This window comes from Psychrobacter sp., assembly GCF_030454045.1.
Lineage (GTDB): Bacteria > Pseudomonadota > Gammaproteobacteria > Pseudomonadales > Moraxellaceae > Psychrobacter.
Window position 1 is genome coordinate 1 of the sequence record NZ_JAKDJE010000062.1, and the last position, 17,568, is coordinate 17,568.

Below are 17,568 nucleotides of genomic sequence, written 5' to 3' on the forward strand. Positions count from 1 at the left end.
CTAAAAAATAGTCGCTGTCAGTGCCATGGTCGAATGTTCAACACGCCCTAGTAAGCTTATGTAGACAAAGTTGTAAGTAAAGATTACAACATAGCGTTATATAATTCGTATAATCTATTGCATAATAAAGCATACTGGTTGCGTTTTTCACCATACTCTTTATGAGAGTGTTGGTTTGTAAGCACACGATATTATTATGTGATTTGATGACGCTAATACCGTTTTTTATGTCAACCTTTAAACCCACCTTCGCTCATGGACATCAGCCGATAGATTAGATCTATAAGCTGATGTTCATCACACATTTATAAACTTGCCAGCAAAGTTGGCATTTGCTGTCCGCTCTTGGTTTATACGCTATGATTGAAAACTGGACAAAAGAATTTATTATTCAGCGCTTGCTTGCGATTACTTTGTTGGTTGCGCTGTTCGTATTATGTTTCCAAGTGGTGCAGTTCTTTATTGTACCGGCATTGTGGGCTGCGATTTTGGCGTATGTCACGTTTCCTGTTTATAGTTTTTTTCACGAAAAGGTCAAGCTAAGTCCAGATTTTAGCGCTGCCATTATGACTGTGAGCATCTCCTTAATCATAGGTGTGCCACTGGTTATTGGGGTGTTTATTTTGCAGCAAGAAGCGTTGAGCCTAATCAGTAACTTGGTATATCGTATTAAAGTGGGCTATCTAGATGTGCCTGATTCATTCAAAGACTTACCGATTATCGGTCAGCAAATCAAAGACGTACTGTGGCGAATCAATAAAAACCCAGAAGGCACGCTAGAGGCGTTTCGTCTTTGGGTTCAGTCGCACTTGTATTATGGCAAGGTCGCATTTGACGTGGTGTTCAGTGGTCTGGCTAAGCTTGGTATGGCGCTGATGACGCTATTCTTTTTTTATCGTGATGGCACCAGTCTGGTTCGTCAGATTCGCCAAGCGCTGCGTAACATCATTGGCAATCGCATAGACGGTTATATTGACTCTGTGGGTACAACCACGCGTGCGGTGGTATACGGCATCGGGTTGACGGCATTGGCTCAAGCGCTATTGGCAGGTATCGGCTATTACTTCGCTGGTGCGCCAAGCCCTATTTTATTGACCATTGTTACATTTATTATTGCGTTGATTCCTTTTGGTACGCCATTTGTTTGGGGCGGTGTATCTGTCTGGCTCTTGAGCCAAGGGCATACTGCAGAAGGGATTGGTTTGGCACTATGGGGCGTGTTTGTTATTAGCTGGGTGGATAATCTCATTCGACCTATTGTTATCAGTGGTGCGACCAAAATCCCATTTATTATTATTTTTATCGGTGTGTTGGGCGGTCTAACCGCATTTGGGTTTGTTGGATTGTTCATCGGCCCTGTGGTACTGGCTATCGGTCTTGCCGTATGGCGCGAGTGGATATCGCAGCACAAAAATGAGATATTTGCGCCGCAAGACGTCACGCTCTCTGACTCAAATGCCATAGCGCCAGTACATAATCCAGCACAAGACACAGTCAGTGGAAATGAGTCTACATAGAAAACCTTTATCGATAGAGAAAATTGCCAATGACAAACAATGATATTGCAGATGCTATGGACAATAAAATAGACCAGATGGTTAAAGGCATAACGATCGTTGCTGATAGCAATATTGCTAGCCTGAATGATTTTTTTAATGACGCTACATTAGGTAAATTGACCGAGCAGACAGTAAACATCATTACTGTCGCTGGTCGTGATATTGATGCAAAGCTGCTGTCCGAAGTACAGCCAGATATTTTGTTAATACGTTCGGTCACGCCAGTCGATGAGGCGTTACTGACCGACAATCATAGCGTGCAATTTGTTGGCTCAGCGACTATCGGTACAGATCATGTCGACCAAGACTATTTAGCAACGCGTAACATTACTTTTGCCAATGCCGCTGGTTGTAGCAAGCACTCGGTGGCTCAGTATGTACTGACGGCTATCTTGACCATACGTCCAAACTACTGGCAGCAGCCTGTGACACTCGGTATTATCGGCCTTGGCAATATTGGCAGTACGCTTGCTCAGTATGCCAATGACTTGGGCTGGCAGGTGCTTGGATACGATCCATTATTACCAAGCTCTACTATTAATAATGCCAGCATTGAGCAGGTGCTCTCTCAAAGTAACGTGGTGAGTTTGCATGTGCCACTGACAGATGAGAAAGTTGACAGTGATGCTAAAGGCAGTGACTATCCAACGCGTCATCTCATCAATGCAGAGACATTGGCCATGATGCCTGCTGATACCATATTGATTAATAGCGCGCGCGGCCCTGTGATTCACGAAAATGATCTCAAGAACGATATTGTTCATACTGGGCGACAAGTGGTTTTGGATGTATTTGAGCATGAGCCAACGGTTGCTGATAGCCTCCTATCTAAGCTCACAATCGCCACACCGCATATCGCTGGCTATACATTAGAGGGCAAGCTACGTGGTACACAAATTATCTATGATGCCTTGTGTGAGAAGCTAGGGATAATACCTGCCCAGTCTATGTCCAACCTGCTACCGCTTAACTTGTTTTTGTGGTCTGAGCTAAAAGCACACCCAGACAGATTGTCAAAGTTTTATGACATTATGCAAGATGATGCCTCATTGCGAAGCAAAATATCTGGTGGAAACTCTGATAAACAAGTGAATGGTCCTGATTTTGACGGTCTGAGACGTGATTACCACTTGCGCCGTGAGTGGCAATCCTAATCTAGCAACTTAAAAATACTATTCTTAAAAACATAAATAATCTACGTCATTGAGGCATTATTATTTATGAATCACGGTAGACAGTCATGAGCCAATCAAGCGGTACATCTAGTCATCAACCTAACTACGCACCCACCATGACACTGGCAATGGCACAGCAGCGTGCCAAGTTTATCGGTGATATTCGCCAGTTTTTTGCCAGTCGTCAGGTACTGGAAGTACAGACGCCGCTTTTGTCGCAAGCGGGGAACACCGACACTTTTTTGCAATCAGTGGCAGCGCACGTGACCTATCAAGATCGTCCTCGTACCTATTATTTGCATACGTCTCCTGAGTTTGCGATGAAGCGTTTATTGGCTAGCTGGCAAGTGCCTATTTATCAGATTTGTCCTGTGTTTCGGGATAATGAGATAGGCGTGCGTCATAATATCGAATTTACGATGCTAGAGTGGTATCAGCCCAATTACAGCCTCGATGATATGGCAGGTGAGCTTAATGAGTTACTTACGGCGCTTTATGGTCATCCAATGGTGATGAGCCATTACCGCTATGTCGATGCTTTTATGGATTTTGTTGGTATACATCCACTGACAGCGAGCCTATCTGCGCTCCAAGCGGTAGCAGAAGATAGAGGGTTGATAGGATTTGATTTTAATGATGCTGATGATAGCGAAGCAAATCGTCGCCAGAGCTGGTTAGACTTACTATTTAGTCATGCAGTAGAGCCAAATTTGGGACATGATTTGCCGACACTGATCATAGAATATCCACCTGCGACAGCTGCATTGGCAAAGACAGCGCTAGATAAAGAAGGCAATAAAATAGCGAAACGCTTTGAGCTTTACATCAATGGCATTGAGATTGCCAACGCTTATGATGAGCTGGCAGATGGTCCAGCATTGCGAGCACGTTTTGAGCAAGACAATCAATTACGTCATCGTCATGGGTTGCCGAAAATGCCCATTGATGAGCATTTAATTGCTGCATCTGATGATTTGATCCCTTGTAGCGGTATTGCGGTCGGTGTTGATCGATTGCTCATGATGATAACGGGCGCAAAAACTTTAGAGGAAGTGATTGCTTTTCCGAGTGGTCAAGCATAACTAACAGATAGTTTTTATTCATAGCAGCAAGAAAAAAGGTCGTTACCGATTTACCAATTGAGTATTGGCGAATCGATAACGACCTTTTTTATAATCTGATTCAGTGATTTGGCTTACGCAGTTGTAGGTGTAGTTATAGCTTGGCAGTCAAATCTACCTAAACAGTGATGGTTTATACTGTAGCAATGGCTTCGTTAATGTCTATGTCACCATTGTGCATATTAAATACTTTTCCTATCGTATTTTCAGCAGTTAGGACGGCTGCTAATGTCGTAGCAACATCTTCAATAGCATTTTCACCAGAGCTGGTATCATTGATAGTGATTTTGCCTGTACCGTCACGCTCTTTCAGTGCGCCTGGCTGTACGATTGTATAGTCGAGTGAGCTATTATTCACGAGCCAATGATCAGCGTAATGCTTAGAGATATAGTAGTCTTTTAGATCTGCAATGTTAGGATTATTGTCCCATTTCTCAGTTTCTAGCGAAAAGACAGAGCTAAGCATAATATAGCGCTTGATACCTTTGTCTTGCGCGGCTTGCATGGTCTTTACTGCACCATGTAAGTCGACTTCTAATACATCTTTACCACCAGATCCTGCAACAAAATAGACAGCATCAATATCTTGATCCAGTTGTTTCTCGATAGACTCTTTGCTGGCGGTAATATCCAAATCTAGCTGAGTATAGCTGTCATTGTCAAACAGCTTTTTTTCTTGGCGAGTCGTACCAATTACTTGGTGTTCGTCAGCCAATAATTGCTTAACCAATTCACCACCGACACGGCCACTGGCACCAACGACTAAAATTTTCATAATCATTCCTATTGTTATTTACATTCTGTTATTTAAGCGATTCAGTGAATATTTTTATCTCAAAAACTGACTGTATCGTAACAAAAATAATCCGCACGCTTCGTTATAAAGCGTGCGGATTGGATAGGAGTTGGTTATAGAGTGTATACGGTTTGCAAGAAAGTAATATTTGCCAAGCAAGATTCGCTATCTAGAGGATAGCACTTTAATGAGATTAGAAGGGTAACAGCGCTAACGTACTAAGCGATTCAGACCATCGGCAAAGGCTTTTTTATCGCGGTCGCCGTAGGGTTTTCGACCGCTCATCTCTTGCAGCTCTAGGACACCAGTACCGCGCATGGTGTCCATGAAGTCACGCATATTGAGTTTTTGCTTGATGTTATTTTTGTCATAGACCACGCCACGTGTGGTTAGCACCAAGCCGCCTTTATCCAAAATATCATTGGCTAAAGGTATGTCGCTCGTAATCGCCAAGTCGCCTGCCTGTATTTGCTCGACGATATAGTCATCGGCTTTGTCAAACCCTGATGGCACAACTGTCATAACGAGCAGAGGAGATTTGCGCAACTTGATTGGCTGGTTGGCGACGAATATCGCCATCGTCTTGGTGCGTTCAGCCGTTTTGATAATCAAATCTTTGGCGATTAATGGCACCGAGTCAGCATCCACCCAAATTTGCATTATTTCTTCGCCTTTTCTGTCTTTGGCGACAATTCTGCCAGACTATCTGCTTCACCACTGTTATCTTCTAAGTCGTCGTTTTTAGCTTTGGCATCTGCGGTATTAGATTGAGTATCGATATTCGCGTACTCTTTGTCTAAACCCACTTTATTTGGCAATATGGCAACCAGCTTTGCCATGGCGGATTCTAGGTCGGCCACATCATTAGGCATCAAGGTGATATGGGCAATCTTTCGATCGTCACGCTCGGCTTTGTGATAGCTATGATAGTGAGCGCCATCAATATTTAAAACAGCACTGATATCAGGATATTGGCCGAGTACATTGACCATAATTGCCGGATGGACATTGTCGGTATCACCGAGTGGTAAGTTGACCACGGCACGGATATGGTTTTCAAATTGGCTAGTAACCGCGCCTTCGATACTCCAGTGACCAGAGTTATGTACCCGCGGGGCAATCTCGTTCGCCAGTATCGTGGTATGACCGCGATCATCTTTGGTGACAAACAATTCAAGTGCCATTACGCCCACATAGCCTAGATGGTTCATGATTTTTGTAATAGCATCGGTCGCTTGCTGGAACAGATGACTGGTACCGATGGCAGGTGCTTGAGTTTTTGCCAAAATACCGTGATGATGATGGTTTTCGACCAAATCATAACAGCGTACCTGACCGTCTTGCGCTCTTGCGGCAATGATAGACACTTCACGATTAAAGTTAATGAACCCTTCAGCAATCAATGGTGCAGGTGTTGGCGTGAGTGACCCTTTGCCACTGACCGCGTCTTTTAGCGCAAGCCAAGCAGTTTTAATGTCACTCTCTTGTTTGATAACAAACTGACCTTTGCCATCGTAGCCACCGCGGCTGGTTTTCAAAACGATAGGCAAGCCTAACGCTTCACAAGCTTGTTTTAACTCAGCTTCAGAATTAATTTCCATAAATGGCACGGTGGCAATATCGAGCGCATTGAACATCTGCTTTTCTTTTAGACGGTCTTGGGCGATATCAAGCGCAATCAGTGGTGGGAACATACCTTGCTTGCTGCCAGATTTTGACAAGCTCGTTAATTGCTCGACCGTAGACGTTGGTGTGTTCTCGAACTCTAAGGTAAATACATCAGCGGCTGCGATAAAGTCTGCTAATTGATCGCTATGAAACACGCGACCATATAGGCTGGCAGGGCATTCTGAATTGTCTTCTAAAAACACGCATTGATAACCGAGTGGCATCGCGGCTTCGGCAAGCATCATACCAAGCTGACCACCGCCTAAAATACCGATGGTACGAATGGTTTGGGTAACAGGATAAGCGTTTGCTGTAGTCATGAAAGGCTCTTTGAATAAAAGTGAATGAGGTCTGTGTTGTATTACAATTTAAAACGCAATGGGTGAAATAGGAAAAGGTGCACTATAGGCACCTTATATCTAGTATGACTTACTTAAAAATAAAAAGTGGTAGCTCTTGTTTTTAGGCGATCAATACAAAATACCATGCTAAAAAACTAGTCACTCTATATTTATTTAAGAATTAATAATACCGGGTGTTGGGCTAGCGAGAATGGTCTCGGTTTGAGTCTGACGCATCTCATCCAGCTTAGTAGCAATCGTTTCATCGTGCAAGGCCAAGACTTGAATCGCAAGTAGGGCCGCGTTATAAGCACCAGCCGTACCAATTGCCAATGTCCCAACAGCAACGCCTTTGGGCATTTGCACGATAGACAACAGACTGTCCCAACCACTTAGCATAGAGGATTTTACAGGAACACCAAAGACTGGTAATGGCGTTTGGCTGGCACACATACCAGGCAGATGAGCGGCGCCGCCTGCACCCGCGATGATCACTTGCAGACCATTGTCTTTTGCGCTTTTGGCATAATCGAATAGTCGATCAGGCGTACGGTGAGCAGAAACCACTTCACACTCAAAGGCAACATCAAAGTCTGCTAGCAATTGTGCCGCGGCGCTCATGGTCGCCCAATCAGATTGTGAACCCATAATAATGCCGACTTTTGGCTGACCTGCAGGGGAGGTGATGGGACCGTTCTGATTAGCCGCAGTATTCGTGGTGCTCATGATTGGATATCCTCAAAAAGACCATCATACAAAAATTTTGCTACACTCGTAAAGCCAAGTTTGACTTTTAATAATGATATGGTGTTAATAGCATTTATATCACTGATTTACGTCTACTTTTTTATCATGGTAATACCGCACAAAGCGATCGGCTGTCAGTGGTAAAGGCTGCTCAGTATCAAGCTGATAGCAAGTTAGATAACCACTATCTACGGCGGCTGAATAGTCAGTACAAACGACCTGCGGACTGAGTGGCTCAGGCGTGCCCGTGAGCCAATAGTGACCGACAAAAACAGGTTTGTGAGTTTGAATCGCAAAGTCGATATTTTCAGCCAGTGCCTCTACTGGTATCTGTGCCAGTGCCGATGTGGGGGCACGAGCGACCTCACGAAGCGTGCGCTGGTTCAACGTATCAAGCCACCAACGCACCCGTACTCGTCTGCGTTCAGTGCCTTCTTTATCTACCATCACAATACCATCAGGCAAGCCCGTCTCGACCCCTTTTAGTACACGCTCTAAGGCATCAAATAGTGGCGTATGCTCCTTGGCAGTTGCAACCAGAGCTTTGGGGGTTAAGCAATTATTGTCAGTGAGCAGGGGCTTTAGAATCTCCATACTCGCCACATCCCAGCAAGCATGGACAAAACAAGCATAATCGGTCTCAATCCATAGGGGTATCTCGTACAAGCGCTGTAACCAGTACTGATGCTGATCTGAGCCGAACGGTATCTCTGCCAAGAACGCCTCATGTTGACGTTTATGTGTCGTATTGTGCGAGCGCAGATATCGAGTAGTATCGTCAGGATCTAGCGTGGCATATGCCAATGCATTGTATTCATGATTACCCATCACTGCATCGGCCACATCTGCATCAAGCATTGCAAAAACAATCTCAAGCGTGTTTAGTTGCTGCGGACCACGGTCAATTAAATCGCCAATAAATAATGCCCGATGCCCAGCTGGGGGAACGAAATATTGGCCGTTATGCTCATAGCCCAATTGGTTTAATAAACCAACCAGCTTGTCTGCATAACCATGAATATCACCGATAATATCTATAATCATAATGAAATATTAAATCTGAAGTGTGAGAAGAAACCGTTTGCCCAGTGGCACTGATATAGTCTTGATCCATACGAGAGAAAATGCCCTAAAATTCTGGTGATAGCAACGCACTGATAAAGTGGAGTAGCACCTGCGGTTCCAACGCAATCGTAGCAACGACACCAAATGCGCCGCCCCATAGATGCGCCATATGATTGATGTTTGAGCCACCACGTTTGTCCGCATAAATACTATAAAACACGTAAGCGACGGCAAATAGTATGGCAGGGATAGGAATGATGGCAAATAAATAAATGCGCTCCCACGGTGCTAGCAAAATAAAAGCAAACAAAACTGCTGACACGCCGCCTGATGCCCCAAGACTTAGGTAACTGGCATTGTGTTTATTTTTAAGGTAGCTTGGAATCATGGCAACCACGATCGCCAACACATAAAAAACCACAAACCCATAGCCAAATAAGAATGAACGATATAGCCCTTCAATAGCTCGGCCAAAGAAATACAACGTAAACATATTAAAGAGCAGATGCATACTATCGGCATGAATAAAACCATGCGTCACAAAGCGATCCCATTGCCCATTGTCTACCGCTGGTGGATAAAAGATAAGTCGATTAAGTAACTTCTTGTTCTGCCATGCCGCCAAGCTGACAATAACAGTAATGATGATAATAAGGGTCGTATGGTTTAACAAAGGAAAATCCTTAGGCCGCGCCTGATAGGTGACAATGCGATAAATGACAATGTTCAAAGCCTAAGCGTTAGGGCTGAGTGAAAACAAATATGACCTATAGCTAAATACTTGATATGTTGATATAAATCTCAATCAGTCTACCAAACAATATTAACAGTAGTTATCAAAGTACCAACGTTTATTATGTGACAAAACGATGCGTTTTTATGCTTTTATAGTGAGTAATGTAGCAGTGTAGCATGTGAGATAAGTGAAACTTTGATATATGACCAATAATACGTGCTTAATTTTTGTGGATTTAAGAAGTCGAGAGAGGCAGTGATCTATGAGTATTATCGAGCAGTTAGAACAGAGCGTTACTCCCGCTATATTGGGCGAACAGGGGCGCGACGATAGCGTGGCTTATATCAGCCTGCTTGAGCAGTTTTATGCTATTTTAGCCACGCGCCTAGCTGTGCCGCAGGTATACTCGCAATTAATTCGTCAAGATCCGGTGATGGCGAACGAGAGCGTCGCCGAGCGCCCGCTGTTTGAGCAATTGTGGCAAGACCAAATGTTGCAAAAAACCATGATTCAAGAGCTGTCAGCAGCGCATCATATTGATGAATCGATCACAGCGCAATTGATTATCAACGCAGCCCCTTTGGCTTACCGTGAGCTAAAAGTCTTGGCCAATGGGCAGTTTTTGCCAGCATTTTTGCAAGCGGAGCAGTCAACCTTGCGTCCATATCTGCCTATCTGGTCAGCGCCTCTCGTGAGCGCCGCTCATGATATTGGTGTTGAGCCAATAGCTAGTGTGGCCGAAGACAAGCGGGTCTCGCCATTGAATAGCGCGCCAACAGATACAGTCAATGACACCATTGCAAGTCCTAACGCAGCAGCCACGACATCGTCTTACGTAAAGGATACAAGCATAGGGAATACCGATGGATTGAATCATGACGAGCACTTCGATGCTGGCAGTAACGCGATTCATGCCAACCCAGCGGCTCAGCATTTGGCAGAAAACGACAACATAAAGCGAGAGCAAGTACGCACGCGCAATCAGCGAAATGATTTGCTGATACGGGTATTTTTATTAATAGTTGCACTGGCTGCGATGGCGTTTGCGGCATGGGCATTATTAATCAAGCCCAAAAACGAGACCCCCTTCGCTCCAGTTGCTGCTGCGCCTGCTGTCACATCACCTCCGCCACCAGCCCCAGTACCAACGATGACACCTATCGAGCTCATCGTTGGCGTAGATGATAGTGGCAATCTCTATACTTGTAGTTCGACGGTCGGTGACATTGCCCTACAAAACTCCTTACAACAGGCGCTTAATACAAGCTTTGGAGCGCAGGCAAGCATCTGTGAGCTGAATGTAGAAAATGGGGTAGCGACTACTGTTGCAAGCATGCCTTTAGAGAGGATGCCTAATGTACTGACGATGCTCAGATCGACCCCATTTGCCCGACTGCATTTACAAAATGATCGTCTGACGCTAGAGGCGCCAGATAATATGTTGCTACAGCAGCTGGTCACGAACGTACGTAATTTAGTACCTGCGATGACGGTGGATAGCACAGCACCACTCCCACTGCCGAATGACAGCCGTAGTGATATGGCAGACGAAGCAAACCGTCAATTTGACAATAATACAGACATGAATAATCAATTTAACAATAATGGTATTAACAATAGCGCTGGAGAGTATCAAGCCGCTGATGATGAGACCGGTGATCTTGTGATACCTGCTCCTCAATCTAGTAGTGGCGGGCTTAGTAACAACGCTAATGGCTTGCCTAGCAATGCGCCCAGTAATCTTCCTAGTATTCCTAGTAATTCGCCTTCTGGTAGCAGAACGAGTAGACCAGCAGGTCCTATTTCTGAGTCAGAGGTAGATGACATGGCGAGTAGTGTGATCGTTGCAGAACCGGCACAAGTCAGATAAGCAGATATATTATATGAGCAAACATATCAGGCGAGACAATCGAATACACCTAGTTTGAGTGGGCTTTTATAAGTGCTCTGTATATTAAGTAAAGAAGCGGTATGAATGTCTCATAGCGCTTTTTTTTGATAATTATTTCGCTCTTTTTTATATTCATTGTATGCAGATTAGAGAATGAGCGACTCTAACCATGATTCAATTGTTATTAACTTGTACCTGAATGCACTGGTAGTTACGCGTACAGGCTCAAATATTACTTAATGTATCATTTGCACAACAACGCGGCGACTGTAAATACAGACTTAACAATTTTATAATGTTTATGAATAAATATTCTTATCAGGTAAAAAAGGTTCTTACAAAGACATTTTTTGAATTAAATAAACGCAGAATATTAAATAATTTTATAGGTTAAGCCATTGAATGCTACCAATAAAAGTTAATAGGAGAATTATATTATGGATATTATCAGTCATTTGACGCGTACCGTCAGTCCAGCTGTATTAGCGGATGATCACAGTCCTGCTAAGGCAAATCTGCTTGAGCAGTTTTATGCCATTTTTGCTGCCCGTCTTGCAAATGATGAGGCATATAGTCGATTTGCCAATGAGAATATCGCGCGTGACGACAATGCTTTTTATGATCGCGTGTGGACAGAAGGCGCGCACCGTGACCAAATCTCACGTGAGCTTGCCAATGAGCATGGGGTTGATGAGACCGCTTCTCGTGGTCTGATAGCTATGGCAGCGCCCCTTGCTTTTCACGAAATCAAAAGCTTGGCTGGTACCACGCCTGTACCGCAGTTCTTGAGTGATAACCTCAATAGCTATCAGCATCATATTCCTGCATGGGCAGGTGCTGTATTACCTGCGAGCGCGATAGCAGCGACGCCTGCTGCAACACCTATGTCTGATACGGTCAGCACCGCTCCATTACACAAAGAAGAAGAGCCGCAAGGCAGCTTTATGAAAGCCCTATTACCGATTATTGGTTTGATTATCTTAGGCGCACTGGCGTGGGCGTTATTGAGAGGCTGTCAAGAAAATCCTGAACCTGTCGCTACGCCAGCCACTACCGTACAGCAAGATGAGCAAGGCGATGAGCAATCAGTAGTGGCGGCGGATATCGAGCCTGCATCACTTCGCATCGCTACTGGTGAAAATAGTGAGCTGTACGCGTGCCGCATGAACGTAGGTAATGAGACACTACAGACGACAGTGATGAATGCGTTAACAGGCGCTTTTGGTGATGAGGCCAATAAATGCCGCGCTGATGTCGATGATAATTTTGCTGTAGACATGCCCGCTGCCGCTCAGCTTGCCACTATATTACCGATTGTCAAAAACGTCCCGAATGCCAGTATGGTGATTAAAGGTGACACTATTACAGTTAACGCACCAGATGATGCGGCATTGGCCCAGTTGGTGACCGATCTACAGGCTGCTGCGCCTGCGATGACAGTCGAAGCCGAAGGACCGCTCGATCTGCAAGGTGAGATTGATGATAGTGTGGCGGCAGCAGATGCTGCAATGACCAATCTTGGAGAAAATCCAGACCCACGTGATGTTGCACGTGCTTTGAGTATTCAGGTGATCAATTTCCAAGTAGATGAAGCCGTCATCCCTGATGTCAATAAAGCCATTCTAGATCGCGCGGCAAAAATTATCGATGATGTGCCTGACTTGAACCTAATGATCATCGGTCATACTGATAGTCAAGCGTCTGATTCTTACAACATGGAATTGTCTCAAGAGCGTGCAAACGCGGTCAAAGAGTACCTAGTAGGTCAAGGTGTTGACGCGAGCAAGCTCAGCACCAAAGGCATGGGCGAGTCAGACCCTATCGCGGATAACTCAACCGAGCAAGGTCGTTTCCGCAATCGCCGAATTGAGTTTGTGGTTAATGATGAGATGGTCGATCCAAATGATGGTATGATCATCAATAGCGACTCGCTTGATCCAGATTTGAACCCTTTAGATAGTAACAATGATGATCTGCTACCTGATGGTGATGATGCGACGCAAGGCACCGCAGTCGGCCCAACAAATTGATCAAAGTACCTGATTTAACCGTCAAACACAAAAACCGCACCTCATAGAGGTGCGGTTTTTTGCTGGTTTGATTTTCTAATGGCTCACAGTATAACGCTATTTATAACGAGTAGGATCGGTTGTCACCTTTGACTGTTCCGTGATTTGTATGTCAGATTGAACGTCAAAAAAGGTCTGAGTGACGTTGTTTTTTGCCTGTTGCCAATAATCAAACTGCTGGCAGGTAGATTCAAGATCGCCCTGCCATTCAGGTATTTCACCGCACATGGTTTTGATGCGTTTTTGATTGGGGTAGGGCAGCTCTTGCGCCGCTGCCGCCGCTTCATGCGCGGCAACGCGATCATTACATACCAAAGCGATATCGCAGCCAGCTTCAATGGCAGCCTTTACACGAGCGCTGACATCGCCAGCAGCTTGCGCACCAGCCATTGATAAATCATCAGAGAAAAGCACACCATCGAACGCGAGCTGATCACGAATAATGTCTTTTAGCCAAATTTTAGAAAATCCAGCGGGCTGATTATCTACTTGCGAAAAAATCACATGGGCGGGCATCAGTGCGTCAAGCAATGAAAGCGTTTGTGTAAAGGGTTGCATATCACTATTGATGATCTCGTCCAAGCTGCGCGTATCAATGGCCTCTGATACATGAGAGTCAGGAGCAATCGCGCCGTGACCGGGGAAATGCTTGCCCGTAGTAGCCATACCTGCCGCTTTCATACCGCGCATGAACTGCGTGGCGAGTGCAGCAATCGCCTGTGGCTCATGATGGAAACTTCGATCACCAATCACTTGACTGATACCATCTCTATCCAGCACAGGCGCAAAACTCAGATCAATCCCTACCGCTAATACTTCTGCTGCCATCAGATAGCCACAGTCGTATGCGCAGCTGAGTGCGCGGCTTGGGTCTTGATTAAATAATTCACCGAGCCTGCCCATAGCGGGTAGCGGCGTGAACCCTTCACGCAGTCTTGCGACTCGGCCACCTTCTTGATCCACTCCGATCAGGATGTCTGGGTTGTGATACCGTATGTCATCACATAAGGCACGTACTTGGGTAGCGTCGGCCACATTGCGCCCAAACAGTATGACGCCACCGACCTGTGCCTGTTTGATCAGGCTAACGTCTTCTGCGGTCAAAGCGGTATTATCGATGTCAATCATTAAAACGCCGTACATTGCGTCATCCTTTTTTATGTTGTTGTCATATGAGTTTGGCTGACTGTCGATATAAAATTATTCGTCTATCTCTATTAATACATCTGATTATGTCAGCTATGATAAATTGAGCCTAATGTGGCAGATTATCAAGGTCAAATCAATTTTTTAATGCACATTGAATTGATGCAGATGGCCTTCACCTATGATGTGTGATAAAAGTGAGAGAAAGTTTGGTATGTGTGGGCGTTGCGTGTAAGATTGCTTATACAGTTTGAGACAGATTAGTATTTATGCACATGATAATATTGATTTTTGACTATATATCAGTATTCGATAATAAGCATTGGACGCTTTATATCAGTAGGCTGCAAAACGAAAAGTGACAGTGCTAGAGTAATAAGATTGACCCTAGCGATAAAAGCATAGCAATAAAACGATAGTAATAAGCCTACTGATGAATCGGACTTGTAAACAGCATTCATAGGCAATAACAAATCCAGTCGTTTTTCATTTTTACAAGACAAATAATATCACCAACTCCAAATAATTAGGTACATATGATGAAAAAACAACCAGCACAGTGGTTACTCAGTGCAGCGTCAGTGGGCATCGCCGGTATTATCCTGACACAAAGCTACGGTACTGCCGTAGCAGAAACCAATACGGGAAGTTTTGTTCAGACACCTGAGCAAAAGGTCACTACTCGCCAAGTTGCCGCTTTGCTGGATCGCAGTCATTACCTTAATCAGCCATTAGATAGTAAAACCGGTAGCGAAATCTTATCAATGTATATTGATAGTCTTGATCCAAACCATACCTTGTTTTTGCAATCTGATGTCGATGAGCTGAAGAAAAAGCATGCCGATGATTTTGGCGCTCGCCTCAAGCAAGGCGACCTATCCGCAGGGGTAGAAGTCTTTGATCGTTATCGCAAACGCTCAAACGAATACTTTGCCATGGCAAATAAAATGCTAAAAACAGATATTGACCTGACAGGTGATGACACCATCATACTTGACCGCGAAAAGCTCGGACATTTCAAAACCAAAAAAGAGCAGCGTGACTATTGGGAACGTCAGCTAAAGTTTCAGTTGATGAGTATTACGCTGGGACAAGAAGACGAAAAAGCCAAAGAAAAAGTGTTTTTGAGCAACCCAGATATCACTCGTGGACAAGATTTGGTACGTAACGATGAGCGTACGCCCAGTGAGATTCTACAAAACCGTTTGTCGCGTCAGCAAGAGCAGTTTAAGCGTCTCAAAGATGATGAAATCATGGAGACGATTCTAAATACCGCCATGCTGACCTATGATCCGCACAGTAACTACTATGCGCCGATTCAGGCAACTGAGCTACAGATTCAATCTAGTCTACAGTTAGAAGGCATCGGTGTCTCTATTCGTCCTGATCGTAAAAACCCAGATTACACCCGAATCGTGACCTTGGTAGATGGTGGACCAGCCGCCAAGTCTGGCCAAATTAAGCCCAATGACTTGATTATCGGCATCGCAAAAGATGGCGAGACCATGACAGATGTGGTTGGCTGGTCAACGCGTGAGATCGTCAGCTTAATTCGTGGTAAGCGTGGTACATCGGTCACGCTCAAGCTGCGTCAGCCTAATACGCCAGACGCCAGTGCCCGTACGGTCACTGTGGTGCGTGATATTATCCAGCAAGAAGAATCAGGCGTGACGCAGCGTGTGGTCGAGGTACAGCGTCCTAATATCGACAAAACACCGAAACGTATTGGCGTTCTTGAGATACCCAGCTTCTATTTGAACTATCGTGCGCGCCGTAATGGCGAGGACTACCGCAGTGTCAGTATCGATACTGAAAAAGCGTTAAAAGAATTGAACAAAGAAAATATCGATGGTCTCGTGGTGGATTTGCGCAATAACCCTGGTGGCTCGTTAGATGAAGTTGCCAAAATGCTAGGATTCTTTATTAAAAGCGGTCCATTGGTACAGATTCGTGATAACCGCGGCAATGTCCAAGTGTACCGCGATAATGATGGCGGCGAGCAGCTCTATGACGGCAAAATGGTCGTCCTAACCAACCTAGCATCGGCCTCAGCCAGTGAAATTTTTGCCGCTGCTATTCAGGATTATGGTCGTGGATTGGTGGTTGGTAGCACAACGACAGGTAAAGGCTCTGCGCAGATTCAGCTTGATAGCTTGGCGTTAGGTTCTGCAACCTTAACTCAGCGTAAGTTCTACCGTATCACAGGCGGCAGTACGCAGAACAAAGGCGTCGTACCTGATGTTGAATTGGTCAATATCTATGATGATGCAACCTTTGGCGAACGCGCTCAGAAAAAAGCACTGCCTTGGGATACCATCAAGACAGCACCTTACAAGCCTGAAGGGAAGTTTACCAATGACACTTTAGCGACGCTCAATCAGCAGTCTAAAATTCGCCAAGAGAAAAACCCGCAGTTTGTGTATCTATCAACGTTGAATGATATTCGTGACATGGATGATGAGAAAAAGCCCGTACGTCTAGATATTAATAGCCGCCGCGCCAAAATGCAGCTGATTGAAAAACGGTCTTTAGAAGCAGAAAACAAACGCCTGATCGCTACTGGTGAACGTCCATATTCCAATTGGAACACGTACCAAGCAGCGACGGATGCAAAGTTTGAAGAGCGTAGCCGTATGAAAGCTGGTGAGCGTCCAGAGCTGCCAGAAGATGAAGCCTTTATTAATGAAGCGGCCTACCTAATGCTAAGTGCTGAACCCAAGACCTTACTCAGTCCTGAAGAGAAACTATAAAGGGTTATACGATAGCTAGTATTACCATGTAAGCATATGCTTACATGGATTGACGTTTAGACCACTTACTAGTGATAGGACAATCTGCGATTATAACTGTACGGCACGATTCATTGATACTAGGGATTGGTATCTTAAGGTCGCATCAGGGATAAGTGGTTTGCTGATTAGGGATAATAAGGCTGGACGCCTGTTAGTTATGAGATATCTCGGGATTAGGTATCACGTAACACTAACATGGATGGTTAGTAATAAAAGCCGCATGACGCTTGTCGTTATGCGGCTTTGTTATGTCTGGGATTTGGTAATATATTTTATCGGATATGTATAAGTAATCTATAAATTGCCTTCTTTATATTGATCTAACCTATGATTTACTATAAAAATCCCATAAAAAAAAGACCAGTAACTTTATCAGATACTGGCCTTTTAGATTAGATAATAAATTTGGGGCTGTCCTAGATAAGCAAAATTATTTAGGATAGCACTATGAGAAAGAGTAAA

At 44.6% G+C, this 17,568-nt stretch carries 13 protein-coding genes; 6 read left to right on the top strand and 7 right to left on the bottom strand.

The window, feature by feature from the left end; translation table 11 throughout:
- Positions 1-359 precede the first annotated feature (359 nt).
- From L0G63_RS10635 to epmA, 3 genes are all read left to right on the top strand, one after another.
- Entirely contained in the window at positions 360-1,517 is a 1,158-nt protein-coding gene (locus L0G63_RS10635) for an AI-2E family transporter (protein WP_301450626.1), read from the top strand.
- A gap of 77 nt (positions 1,518-1,594) precedes the next feature.
- Positions 1,595-2,713: a 4-phosphoerythronate dehydrogenase gene (locus tag L0G63_RS10640; RefSeq protein WP_301450636.1), complete on the top strand. Its 1,119-nt coding sequence runs from the start codon at positions 1,595-1,597 to the stop codon at positions 2,711-2,713.
- An 86-nt stretch (positions 2,714-2,799) separates the two neighbouring features.
- Positions 2,800-3,816: an EF-P lysine aminoacylase EpmA gene (gene epmA / locus L0G63_RS10645; protein WP_301450627.1), complete on the top strand. Its 1,017-nt coding sequence runs from the start codon at positions 2,800-2,802 to the stop codon at positions 3,814-3,816.
- 172 nt (positions 3,817-3,988) lie between these two features.
- On the opposite strand, the gene L0G63_RS10650 is transcribed toward epmA, so the two are convergent.
- The 6 genes from L0G63_RS10650 to L0G63_RS10675 all read right to left on the bottom strand — a co-directional run bounded on the left by L0G63_RS10650 (position 3,989) and on the right by L0G63_RS10675 (position 9,145).
- Complete coding sequence (locus L0G63_RS10650; RefSeq protein ID WP_301450628.1) at positions 3,989-4,630, bottom strand: SDR family oxidoreductase; 642 nt, start codon at positions 4,628-4,630, stop codon at positions 3,989-3,991.
- A gap of 231 nt (positions 4,631-4,861) precedes the next feature.
- Positions 4,862-5,311: a DUF188 domain-containing protein gene (locus tag L0G63_RS10655; RefSeq protein WP_301450629.1), complete on the bottom strand. Its 450-nt coding sequence runs from the start codon at positions 5,309-5,311 to the stop codon at positions 4,862-4,864.
- The gene (locus L0G63_RS10660) at positions 5,311-6,639 is read right to left on the bottom strand and encodes a 5-(carboxyamino)imidazole ribonucleotide synthase (protein ID WP_301450630.1); all 1,329 of its coding nucleotides are present in this window, start codon (positions 6,637-6,639) and stop codon (positions 5,311-5,313) included. Before L0G63_RS10660 ends, L0G63_RS10655 begins: the two co-directional genes overlap by 1 nt.
- A 195-nt stretch (positions 6,640-6,834) precedes the next feature.
- Positions 6,835-7,386, bottom strand: a complete 552-nt coding sequence (purE, locus tag L0G63_RS10665) for a 5-(carboxyamino)imidazole ribonucleotide mutase (protein WP_058024241.1) — start codon at positions 7,384-7,386, stop codon at positions 6,835-6,837.
- A gap of 99 nt (positions 7,387-7,485) precedes the next feature.
- Complete coding sequence (locus L0G63_RS10670; protein ID WP_301450631.1) at positions 7,486-8,451, bottom strand: metallophosphoesterase; 966 nt, start codon at positions 8,449-8,451, stop codon at positions 7,486-7,488.
- Positions 8,452-8,536: 85 nt separating this feature from the next.
- The gene (locus L0G63_RS10675; protein WP_301450632.1) at positions 8,537-9,145 is read right to left on the bottom strand and encodes a rhomboid family intramembrane serine protease; all 609 of its coding nucleotides are present in this window, start codon (positions 9,143-9,145) and stop codon (positions 8,537-8,539) included.
- A gap of 325 nt (positions 9,146-9,470) precedes the next feature.
- On the opposite strand from L0G63_RS10675, the gene L0G63_RS10680 reads away from it, so the two are divergent.
- Entirely contained in the window at positions 9,471-11,078 is a 1,608-nt protein-coding gene (locus L0G63_RS10680) for a hypothetical protein (RefSeq protein WP_301450633.1), read from the top strand.
- A 458-nt stretch (positions 11,079-11,536) separates the two neighbouring features.
- Positions 11,537-13,129 (top strand): OmpA family protein, encoded by a 1,593-nt coding sequence (locus L0G63_RS10685; protein ID WP_301450634.1) that lies wholly within the window; start codon positions 11,537-11,539, stop codon positions 13,127-13,129.
- A 96-nt stretch (positions 13,130-13,225) separates the two neighbouring features.
- Here L0G63_RS10685 and nagZ read toward each other — a convergent pair whose 3' ends face one another.
- Positions 13,226-14,311, bottom strand: a complete 1,086-nt coding sequence (nagZ, locus tag L0G63_RS10690; RefSeq protein WP_301450635.1) for a beta-N-acetylhexosaminidase — start codon at positions 14,309-14,311, stop codon at positions 13,226-13,228.
- A 542-nt stretch (positions 14,312-14,853) separates the two neighbouring features.
- Between nagZ and L0G63_RS10695 the strand changes: the two genes are divergently transcribed.
- Positions 14,854-17,064 (top strand): carboxy terminal-processing peptidase, encoded by a 2,211-nt coding sequence (locus L0G63_RS10695; protein WP_301450637.1) that lies wholly within the window; start codon positions 14,854-14,856, stop codon positions 17,062-17,064.
- Positions 17,065-17,568 lie beyond the last annotated feature (504 nt).